Below are 9984 nucleotides of genomic sequence, written 5' to 3' on the forward strand. Positions count from 1 at the left end.
AGAACCGCGGTTAGCGTGCTCGCGTGTGGCAGCATTCCCGGCTCAGCGTGCCGTCGGCGCCCGGAGCGCCGAGGCACGCGCGGCCGCCCTTCGCGGTTCTGACCGCCACGGTGCTCCTCGACCGGATCGTGCGTGCGCGTCCACAGCCGACAAGCCTGCTCGACGTCGGTTGCGGTGCGGGACAACTGTTGCGGCTCGCGTTGCGCTTCTTCCCGGGTACGCGCATGACGGGAGTCGACGAGGATGTGCGAGTGCTGCCGGAGGCGGCGGCCAACGCCCGTCACGCGCGCTTCGTCCGCGGTATGCCGACCGCCCTGCCGATGCCGACCGCCGGTGTGGAGGTCGTTACGTGCCGGCAGCGTACGCCGAGCGCGGCGTGGCCGGTGGAGCTGCCGGAACTGCGCCGGGTGATCGCCCCGGGCGGACTGCTCGGGCTGGCCGGAATCGCCACTCCGTCACCGGGAACGCTGGTGGCGTACGGGTTCGCGATCGTCGACACCCAATTCGTCCCGGCGACTCCGACCGAACCGGGGTTCAGCGTGCTGCTCGCGCGGGCGGTCGGCTACCCGCCCAACAGCCTGCTGTAGTCGTCGGCGGTCAACGGCCCCTCCGACAGCGAGCCGTCCCCACGCGGTACGCCGACCGGGCTGCCGTCCCGGGTGAACACCACGTCCTGGATGTCGGCATGGGCGGTCAGCGTGCAGACGAGTTGGGCGTACGCCAACGCCTCGTCGGCCCGGCCGCTTCCCTCGACGGGGGCGGCCAACGCCAGCTCGACGCGGCTGCCGCTGATCGAGACCGCTGCGACGACGTCCGTTCCACCGAGGGCGGTGGTGAGTCCGGCTTCCCGCTCGGTGGGGGCCGGCCCGGCGCGCAACGCGCTGATCAGCTCGGTCACCGACGGCTGGAGGTCGACTCGGCGGGTCACCGGGACGAGTCTGCCGGCGAGGATGAAGTACAGGACTTCGTCGATGCGACCGGTCGCCGCCGTCGCGGGAGCGGACGGCCGGGGCGAGGTGAGCCCGGCGAACGGGCCCGGTGGCGGTGAGACGCCACGTGGGTCGGACTCGGTCGACACGCCGCATCCGGCTACCAGCAGGACCGCGGCCAGCAATACGTTTCGCCACTTCATGCGGATTCACCGTCCGTGGCCAGGCTGAACTCGACCCGGAATCGGGCGCCGCCGCCCGGCCGGTCACCGGCGTACGCGTGCCCGCCGTGGGCGACGGCGTGCTGCATGACCAGGGCCAGTCCCAATCCGGTGCCGTCGGTGTCGGCTCGGGCGTTGGCCGCCCGGCCACGGACGAACCGGTCGAAGATCGTCTCCCGGTCGGCGGGCGGTACGCCGGGCCCCTCGTCGTCGACTTCGAGCCAGCCGATTCCGTCGTCGTGGCCGAGGCGTACCGCGACGGGTCCGCCGCCGTGGCGTACGGCGTTGTCGATCAGGTTGGCGATGATCTGCTCGAACCGCCGCGGGTCGACCGGCCAGACGAGCTCGCCCGGTTCGGCGGTGACGAGTGCCTGGTTGAAACCCTTGCGGGACACGACTTGCCGGGCCAGCTCGGCGACTTCGGTGGGACGCCGGTCGGCCGGCTGATCGGCCCGGGCGAGTTCGAGCAGATCGGTCACGAGCGTCTGGAAGCGGTCGACCTCGTCGGCCACCAACGAGGCGGCCTGAGCGCTCCTCGTGTCGAGCTGGTCGCGGCGGCGAGACAGTACACTCGCCGCTGCGGCGAGCGTCTGCAACGGCGAGCGCAGCTCGTGGCTGACGTCGGCGGCGAACCGGCGATCCCGTTCCAGCCGGGCGGCGAGCTGGTCGACCATGCGGTTGAACGACGTCGTGAGCCGTTCGAGGTCCGGTTCGGTGGCCGGGTCGAGCCGCGCGGTCAGGTCGCCACCGGCGATGTCTCGGGCGGCGTCGGCCACCACTCGCATCGGGCGCAGGACTCGGCGGCTCGCGTACGCCCCGAGGGCTGCGCCGGCTGCCGTCGTGGCGGCTGCCACCAGCGCCAGCACCAGCGACATCACCCGTAGCGTCTGGTCGAGCTCGCTCATCGAGTCGATGATGTAGAAGCGGGTGCCGTCGGGCAGGGGTATGCCGATCGCCAACGCGGCTCCGCTGTCGGTGCGTACGCGTTGCACGGCGGCTTGGCCGGACCCGACAAGCGTCTGGAGATCGGGGGAGACCGCCTTGGTGTAACCGGCGTCGGCGGTGCGGGCGTAGAAGTCGCCGTCGCGGTAGATGATCGCGTGCCGGGTGCTGCCGGTGTCCAGCGATCGCAGCAGCTCCCGGACGTCGGGATCGTCGTCGCCGAGCCCGGCGTTGACCACGTTCGCGTCGAAGTACGCCGCCCGCAGGGCCGAGCGCTCCCGACCGGCCAGCAACGTCTGCCGGGTGATCTCGAAGGAGGCGATCGCGACGGTGGCCGAGATGGCGAGCGCACCCAAGGCGAACGCCGCCGTCACGCGTACGCGGAGACCAGGTTGCCGGAGCCGTCTCATCGTTGCAGCTTGTAGCCCAGTCCCCGGACGGTCACCAGATGCCGGGGCGCCGACGGCTCGACCTCGATCTTCTGCCGCAGCCGCCCGACGTGCACGTCCACCAGGCGTTCGTCGCCGAAGTCGTACTCCCAGACCCGTTCGAGCAGCTGCTGCCGGGACAGCACCATGCCGGGGTGCTCGGCCAGCTCACAGAGCAGCCGGAACTCCGTACGCGTCAGCGCGACCGGCTCACCGTTCAAGGTGACCTCGCCGGCCAGCGGCAGGATCGTCAGCTCGCCGAAGGTCAGCGTCGGCATGGCGGTCGCGGCGGCCCGCGCGCGTCGTCGCAGCGCGCGCAGCCGGGCGGTCAACTCCTTGATCGCGACCGGTTTGACGAGGTAATCGTCCGCGCCCGCCTCCAGCGCGGCGACGATGTCGTGGGTGTCGCTGCGAGCGGACACGACGACGATCGGCACGTCGTCGGCCCGGCGCAGTTCGCGGATGGTGTCGAAGCCGTCCAGACCGGGCAGCATGAGGTCGACCAGGACGGTGTCGGCCGGGCTCTTGCGCTGCCGGGCCAGCCCTTCTTCGGCGGTCGCGGCGCCCTCGGCGACATAGCCCTCGTCTTCGAGGGCCAGCACCAGCGACAGCCGGATCCGGTCGTCGTCTTCAATCACCAGCACCGAGGCCATGTCGGCCATCATGCCCATCGCTCGCGCCGCTGACCAGCGACGAAGGGGGCGTATGCCGCCCGATCGGCGGTTTGTCACGAGACTGTCATGGTTTGGGGCCGGGGTCGCCACATCCGTTTTCCATGGTCAGGGTTCTCAAGCGTCGGACGCTCGGATGGAGGTGGGACGATGGCGCGCACGTCGGTGAGCCGCATACCCGTCGTCGAGCTCGTGATCACCGAGGAACTGGACCTCTGGGCCCTGTCCCGGCTGACCAGGCTGCTGGACGACGCGCTGGCCGTCTCGCCCGTCGAGATCGTCCTCGACCTGGAGCAGTGCCCGTTCCTGGATGCCGCCGCGATAGGTGTGCTGCTGGAAGCCCATCGCCGCGCGCGCCTCGACGGCGGGCTGCTGACCCTGCGCTCGCCCTCGGAGCGGCTGCGGCGCAACCTGCGGCTCGCCCGGGCGGATCGAGTCCTGCACGTCGTGCCACCCGATCCCGGTGAGCAACCGGCGACTCCCGGCGAGCAACCGGCCGCGACTCTCGGTGGGCCGCCGGTCACTGCGGAGCAGCCGGTCACTGCGGAGGTGCCCGATGTCTCGGCCTGACACCTTCGGCCTGGTCACGCTGGCCCACGCACTGCCGGCCGAGCTGGTCGAGCGTACTGAGCCGGGCAGTGGGGGCTGGCGGCTCAAGCGGCGGCCCGCCGATCCGACGGCCGACTTCGCGATGGCGACCGGCCGACGCGGTGGGGCCTGGCTGGCCCTCCACGACATGCTTTCCCGCGACGCTCAGGTCGCCGGGGCCTGGCTCTACGGGCTGTTCGCGCCGAGCGTCGACGTCGCCGAGTACTACCTGGGCCAGTGCCGGGAGACCCTGCTGCCGCTCATGCACGACGGCGGCCCGTCGCCGCAGTTCCATCAGCCGTGGCAGGGGGCCTATCGCCGGGTCAACCACCGGTACGCCGTCGCGGCGGCCCGGCTCGCCGCACCGGAAGCCACCGTATGGCTTCACGATTACCACTTGATGCTGGTGGCGGGTTATCTGCGGCGGCCGCGGCCGGATTTGCGGATCGGCGTACAGCTCCAGGTTCCGTTCCCGCCCGTCGAGCGGTTCCTGCGGCTGCCCATGCGCGACAAGGTGATGCGCGGGCTGCTCGGGGCGGATCTGCTCGGCCTGCCCGACGCTCGATCGGCGGCGAACTTCCTGGCGGCGGCGCACGAGCTGACCGGCTTGCGGCGAGGAGACCGGCTCCTGCTGGCCGACGGGCGCATGGTGGTCGCGACCGCCTTCCCGCCTTCGGTCGACGCCGCTCGGTTCGCCCGGCTCGCCGCCGACCCGGCCGTGCGGGATCGCGTACGCGAACTCCGGGAGAGCCTCGGCGACCCGGAAACGGTGCTGCTCTCCATCGGCGCACTCGACGAGCACGAGGGCGTGGAGCAGCGCCTCGACGCGTACGCGCAACTCATCGCCGAAGGCCGGGTCGACCCGCTCACGACGGTGTTGGTGCACGTGGCGGCGGCCGGTTCGGAGGCGGCCCACCCGGCCGGCGTACAGGAGCGGGTGGACCGCCAAGTGGCGCAGATCAACGGGATGTTCTCAAGGCTCGGCCATCCCGTCGTCCACTATGTACGCCACGAGCTCGATCCGGTCGAGCTCACCTCGCTGTATCTGGCCGCCGACGTGCTGCTGGCGTTGCCGTCCCGGCAAGGGGCGACGCTCGCCGCCAAGGAGTACGCCGCCACCCGGTTGGACGACACCGGCCGGATCGTGCTCTCGGAGTTCTCCGGCACCGCGGCCGACCTGCCGGAGGCGACCGTCGTGAACCCCGAAGACCTGGTCGAGGTGAAGGATGCGATCTGCGCCGCGATCGAGCTGCGGGCCAAGCCCGACGACGGCATGGCGGCGATGCGGTCGCGCATCCACGCCGCCGATGCGGCCAAATCGACCGAGTCGTTCCTCGACACCGTCGACGTCGTGACGGCGTACCGGTACGCGAATCGAGGGCAAGCCGCGTGCGTCAAGTGATGCGGCGGCTGCTCGCCGGGGTAGGGTCGGTGATGCTTCCGTACGCCGCGGACGACAAGCTGCCCAAGGAACTCGCCATCGCGAGGGCGATCGCCGTCGTGCCGCACCCCGGCGGAGGTGTTCGCGAGTGGACATACGCCGACGCCACGCACGCGCACGGCTGGTGGCTGGTGGTCCTCGAAGAACCGCGTTCGGTCCACGTCGTCGAGGTATGCGCCCGGACCGGAGACGCCCGCGTGGTCACCTCGCGTGGCAGCATCCCCAGCCAGGGCGGCTCCTAGCCGTTCAAGTACGCCAGAACCGCCAGCACCCGTCGATGTGAGTCGTCCGACGGAGGCAGCCCGAGCTTGGCGAAGATGTTGCCGATGTGCTTCTCCACCGAGACCGGGGCGAGCACGAGCGCCGCGCAGATCGCCGAGTTCGACATGCCCTGGGCGACGAGGTCGAGCACCTCGCGTTCCCGGGGAGTGAGCGCGGCGACGCCCTGGTTCTGGGCGTTGCGGGCGAACAACTGGCGGACGACTTCCGGGTCCATCGCGGTGCCGCCCGCCGCGACGCGTTCCACCGCGTCGAGGAAGTCGTCCAGCGCGGTCACCCGGTCCTTGAGCAGGTATCCCACCGCGCCTTTGCCGTCGGCGAGCAGTTCGGCGGCGTACGTGCGCTCGACGTATTGCGACAGGATCAGGACCGGCGCCGGGCGGAGCTTCACCGCAGCCCGGATGCCTTCGTCGCGATAGGACGGCGGCAAGCGCACGTCCACGATGGACAGATCAGGCTGGTGCTCGGCGACCGCTTCGAGCAACGCGTCGGCGCTGTCCACCGCGGCCACCACCTCGTGGCCGGTGCCCGTCAGGATGCGGACCAGGCCGTCACGGAGCAACAGCAGGTCTTCGGCGATCACGATGCGCATGGGATCTCCGCTCTCAGACGGGTCGGCCCGCCATTCGGACTGATGACGGTGAAGGTGCCGTCGAGCGCCTCGATCCGGCGGCGTAGGCCGTCGAGCCCGGAACCGCCCGGATCAGCACCGCCGGCACCGTCGTCGACGACCTCGGTGACGAGGCGATCCCCGGCGGACATGGTCACCCCGCAGGAGGTGGCTCCGGCGTACTTGACCGCGTTGGCCAGGCCCTCGGCGACCACGAAGTACGCCGCCGACTCGACCGCCGGGGGCAGCCGCTCGGGCACCTCGATCGAGACCGCCACCGGGACCGGGCTGTCCCCGGCGAGCGCGCTCACGGCCGCGGCTAGTCCCCGGTCGGTCAGGATCGGCGGGTGTATGCCGCGGACGAGCCGCCGTAGCTCGGCCAACGCCTCGTCGAGCTGACGGCGGGCCGTCGCCACGTCATCGGCGATGTCGGCGTTTCCGTGCCGTGCCCGGCGTTCGGCCAGCGCCAACGTCATTCCGGCGGCGACGATGCGGGCCTGCGCGCCGTCGTGCAGGTCCCGTTCGATCCGGCGCAGCTCGGCCGCTTGGGCGTCGACCACCCGAGCCCGGGTCACGGCCAGCTCTTGGGCTCGCCGGACGAGCCGGCCGTGCTCGCCCGGGGCGAGCAACGCGACCGCCACCCGGACCTGCGCCGACGCCAACTGCCGCAGCAGCCACATGACGATCGGGATCAAGGCGATGCCGACCGCCGAGATCAGCAGACGGCCGCTGTGCGTACCCATGGCTTGCTGGACGAGAGGATGCGCGCGGCGCTCCGGAACCGACCAGGCCCAGGCCGGGGCGATGACGGCGGCCGCCGTGACGACGGCCGTGACCACCGCGATGATGCCCAGGGTGAGACCGAGCGGGAAGAGTACGGCGAACCATGCCATGTCCCGCCAGGTCGCGGGCTGAGCCGCGAGCCGGCGGGCCTGGCCTTTCCCGCTGACCGGCAGGTAGGGCGAGGCGATCGCCGTGCCCAGGACCCAGGCGGCCCGGCGGCGTTCGAGCTGGGCCAGGTGGCGGTCGGCCCAGGCGACCGCGAGGAAGACCGGCGCGCCCAGGGCGGTGACCGCGCCGACCGCCATCAGCACCGTGGTCGCGAGCGTCCAGACAAACCCGATCGGACCGGCCACGAGGCTTGTCGCCAGGTAGGCGAAGGATCGGGCGGTACGCACGAGGCGGAGTCTAGCTCGGATGATCATTGCGCCGGCCGGCCGCTTTCGGGCTGCTGGGAAGGCGTCCGACCGGCGCATGATCTTTCCTGGGCTCAGATCGGGCGGATCGAGCGCAGCACCAGCCGGGCGGGCAGCGTTCCCGCCGCCAGACCGAGCAGGCCGACCACCCCGAGCAGACCCCCGTACGCGACCGGATCGACGATCAGCCGCAGGTTCCCGTCCTGGGCGGCGCTGAACGCCCCGACGACGATCGTGGTGACCACCACGCCGAGGGTCAGCCCGACCGCGACGGTCACGACGGCCTCCCGAGCGGTCATCCGGCGGATCTGCCCCGGCGTCGCACCCAGCAGGCGCAGCTGAGTGAGCTGGGCGCGGCGGGCGGCGGCGGCCACGGCGAACGTGTTGATCACAGCGATCGCGGTGAATCCCAGCGAGACGGCGATCATGATCTCCCAGGCGCCCTGGCGCTCGTCGGCGTCGCCGGCAGCCGCCGCTTGCGGCGGACGGACCTGCATGCCCGGCAACACCAACGCTCCGTGAAACGCGACCGAGGTGACCACGCCGCGCGGATCGTGGGCGGCGACCAGATCGGCCGGAGCCACGAGGTCGCCGAACCCGCGGTTGTTCGTGAAGATCCCGGTCAGCTTCAACTCGGTCGGGTAACCGTCGGGCAGCCACACCTGCACGGTGTCGCCGACCTGCCAGCCGTTGGCTCGCGCCAGGTACTCGCTCGCCGAGAGCCCGGTCCCGCTGCCGTCGGTGTATCCCAGGTCCAGCACGGGCGCGCCCCGTTGCAGTACGCCGAAAGCCGCGTAGTCCTCGGGCTTGCCGCCCTCGTCGACGATCAACCGCGTCGGCAGGATCGCCGTGTAGTCACCGTCGTCGGGCAGCGCCGACAACGGCAGGACACCTGTGGCGACGGCCGCTGTCCCGGTTCGCCGCGCCTCCTGATCCGCCGCGAGATCGGCGGACAGCGCGCTGTTGATCAGCATCGGCGCGTTGATCGCGACCATCAGCGCCAGCGGCACCGCGACCGAGGTGACCCGGCGGTTCTCGGCTCGGGTGAACGCGCCGGCCAGCCAGCCCGCGATCCCGGTCAGCCCGGCGACCCGCGACAGCAGCCCGCCCAGCACCTTCACCAGCAGCGGACCGGCCGCGCCGACCGCGCTCAGCAGCAGCGCGCTGGAGATGAACGTCATGCCCATGCCGAACGGGCCGTCCAGCGGCACCACGGCCAGGATCACGAACGCGCCCGTTGTGCATACGACGGCGGCCAGGGTTCGGAACACCCACCCGGTCCGCCCCTCGACCAGGGTCTCCTGCAACGCCTGCGCCGGGGCGATCCGGATCGCGCGACGGGCCGCCAACCGGGCACTGACCTGCGCGACTGCGACCGTGACGGCGATCGCGGCCAGCAGTACGCCGACGTTGACGCCGACGGTGAACTGCGGCGGTACCGCGCCCAGATCCCGGAAGCGGGTGGCGATCACCTCGGCGACGACGATGCTCAGCGGGCCGCCGACCACTGCCGCGGCCAATGTGATGAACAGGGTCTCGGCGCTCAGCAACCGCCACAGCTGACGGGGCGTCGCGCCGGTGGCCCGCAGCAACGCCAGTTCCCGCAAGCGCTGCCGGACCGTCAGCGCGACCGTCCCGGTCAGCACGAACACCGTGGCGAACGAGGTGATGCCGATGACGAACCCGAAGATGGAGATCGCCCCGATGTAGTCCGGCAGTGCGGACGGCAGGTCCGCCTTGACCTTGTCCTGACCTTCGTAGACGGCCTCTGATTGGATTGCGGTCTTGACCCCCTCGGCGGCCGCGGTGCCGAAGACCGCGTACGCCGTCGGCCCGGACAGTCCGGAGACCGCCTCGACCTCGTCGTCGGCGACGAAGACCGCCTTCTGCTCGGCCAGCCGTTGCGCCAGTACGCCCGACACGACCGCCTCCCGTACGCCGGTCCGGGTCACCAGGCGTACCTTGTCGCCGGTTTGGAGGCCGAGCGAGGGGTCGACGGCGACCTGACCCCGGGCCGGAGGAGCTCCACTCTGGAGAGTGAAGGGCATCAACGCCGCGCTCGCCCAGCCATGCCCCACCGGGTTGCCCACCGGCTTGCCATCCAATGTGGTCAGTGAAACCGGGAAGGCGTAGTCGGCCGTCACCTTCTCCGCGCCGGGTACGGCCGCCAACTTCCCGGCCCACTCGCGGGGCAGCATGGGAGCGCCCGACAGCCGTTCGGTCTTGGTCTTCGACTTCTGCTTACCCTTACCTTTGTCCTTCACCGTGGTCAGGCTGACCTCGCGGTCACCGCCGACCATCACGGCGGCGGCGTCGAACCGATGCGTCGTCGGAGTAGCGGTCAACACCGAGAACAGCAGCAACGCCGCGCCGCCGATCAACGCCACCGCCAGGACGGCGGCCACGAACGTGCCTCCGAAGGCGGCCAGGCGACTGCGCAGCCCGGCGATCGCGAGGCGGATCACTTGGTCACCGCCATCATCTCGTGCGCGATCAGCTCGGCGGTCGGCTCCGGCAGATTCCGGACGATCCGGCCGTCCGCCAGGATCACCGCCCGGTCGGCCCAGGCCGCGGCGGCGGGATCGTGCGTCACCATGATCACTGCGGTGGCGTACTCGTCGACCACCGAGCGCAGCAGCGCCAGCACCTCGCGGCCGGACTGCAGGTCCAGGGCCCCCG

At 71.4% G+C, this 9984-nt stretch carries 10 protein-coding genes and 1 pseudogene; 4 read left to right on the forward strand and 7 right to left on the reverse strand.

The genetic code is table 11. The features are described from left to right. Positions 1-23 precede the first annotated feature (23 nt). Entirely contained in the window at positions 24-587 is a 564-nt protein-coding gene (locus HOV77_RS10360) for a class I SAM-dependent methyltransferase (protein WP_290860748.1), read from the forward strand. Here the strand turns inward: HOV77_RS10360 and HOV77_RS10365 are convergent. Genes HOV77_RS10365 through HOV77_RS10375 form a run of 3 tightly spaced genes read right to left on the reverse strand, consistent with a single transcriptional unit; the run spans position 563 to position 3173 of the window. Then, positions 563-1132, reverse strand: a complete 570-nt coding sequence (locus tag HOV77_RS10365) for a GerMN domain-containing protein (protein WP_290860750.1) — start codon at positions 1130-1132, stop codon at positions 563-565. The two genes, HOV77_RS10360 and HOV77_RS10365, sit on opposite strands and share 25 nt — an antisense overlap. After that, positions 1129-2502 carry a HAMP domain-containing sensor histidine kinase gene (locus tag HOV77_RS10370; RefSeq protein WP_290860752.1) on the reverse strand — a complete coding sequence of 458 codons (1374 nt, stop codon included), beginning with the start codon at positions 2500-2502 and terminating at the stop codon, positions 1129-1131. The genes HOV77_RS10365 and HOV77_RS10370 overlap by 4 nt, the downstream gene beginning before the upstream one ends. Continuing rightward, positions 2499-3173 carry a response regulator transcription factor gene (locus tag HOV77_RS10375; RefSeq protein WP_290860754.1) on the reverse strand — a complete coding sequence of 225 codons (675 nt, stop codon included), beginning with the start codon at positions 3171-3173 and terminating at the stop codon, positions 2499-2501. The genes HOV77_RS10370 and HOV77_RS10375 overlap by 4 nt, the downstream gene beginning before the upstream one ends. 168 nt (positions 3174-3341) lie before the next feature. Between HOV77_RS10375 and HOV77_RS10380 the strand changes: the two genes are divergently transcribed. From HOV77_RS10380 to HOV77_RS10390, 3 genes are read left to right on the forward strand one after another with little or no spacing between them, the layout of a single operon-like run. Continuing rightward, entirely contained in the window at positions 3342-3761 is a 420-nt protein-coding gene (locus HOV77_RS10380) for an STAS domain-containing protein (RefSeq protein ID WP_290860756.1), read from the forward strand. Beyond that, complete coding sequence (locus HOV77_RS10385) at positions 3748-5181, forward strand: trehalose-6-phosphate synthase (protein ID WP_290860758.1); 1434 nt, start codon at positions 3748-3750, stop codon at positions 5179-5181. The genes HOV77_RS10380 and HOV77_RS10385 overlap by 14 nt, the downstream gene beginning before the upstream one ends. Then, entirely contained in the window at positions 5169-5462 is a 294-nt protein-coding gene (locus tag HOV77_RS10390) for a hypothetical protein (RefSeq protein ID WP_290860760.1), read from the forward strand. Before HOV77_RS10385 ends, HOV77_RS10390 begins: the two co-directional genes overlap by 13 nt. Here HOV77_RS10390 and HOV77_RS10395 read toward each other — a convergent pair. From HOV77_RS10395 to HOV77_RS10410, 4 genes and pseudogenes are all read right to left on the reverse strand, one after another. Then, positions 5459-6091, reverse strand: coding sequence for a response regulator transcription factor (locus HOV77_RS10395; protein ID WP_290860762.1), 633 nt, complete (start codon positions 6089-6091; stop codon positions 5459-5461). The two genes, HOV77_RS10390 and HOV77_RS10395, sit on opposite strands and share 4 nt — an antisense overlap. Further along, the gene (locus HOV77_RS10400) at positions 6079-7287 is read right to left on the reverse strand and encodes a sensor histidine kinase (RefSeq protein ID WP_290860764.1); all 1209 of its coding nucleotides are present in this window, start codon (positions 7285-7287) and stop codon (positions 6079-6081) included. Before HOV77_RS10400 ends, HOV77_RS10395 begins: the two co-directional genes overlap by 13 nt. A gap of 92 nt (positions 7288-7379) precedes the next feature. Further along, the gene (locus HOV77_RS10405; RefSeq protein ID WP_290860766.1) at positions 7380-9770 is read right to left on the reverse strand and encodes an ABC transporter permease; all 2391 of its coding nucleotides are present in this window, start codon (positions 9768-9770) and stop codon (positions 7380-7382) included. Continuing rightward, positions 9767-9984: pseudogene (locus HOV77_RS10410) on the reverse strand (ABC transporter ATP-binding protein); the annotation flags it as partial. The gene HOV77_RS10405 and the pseudogene HOV77_RS10410, both read right to left, overlap by 4 nt.

It is taken from the genome of Hamadaea sp. (assembly GCF_013362815.1).
Classification (GTDB): domain Bacteria; phylum Actinomycetota; class Actinomycetes; order Mycobacteriales; family Micromonosporaceae; genus Hamadaea.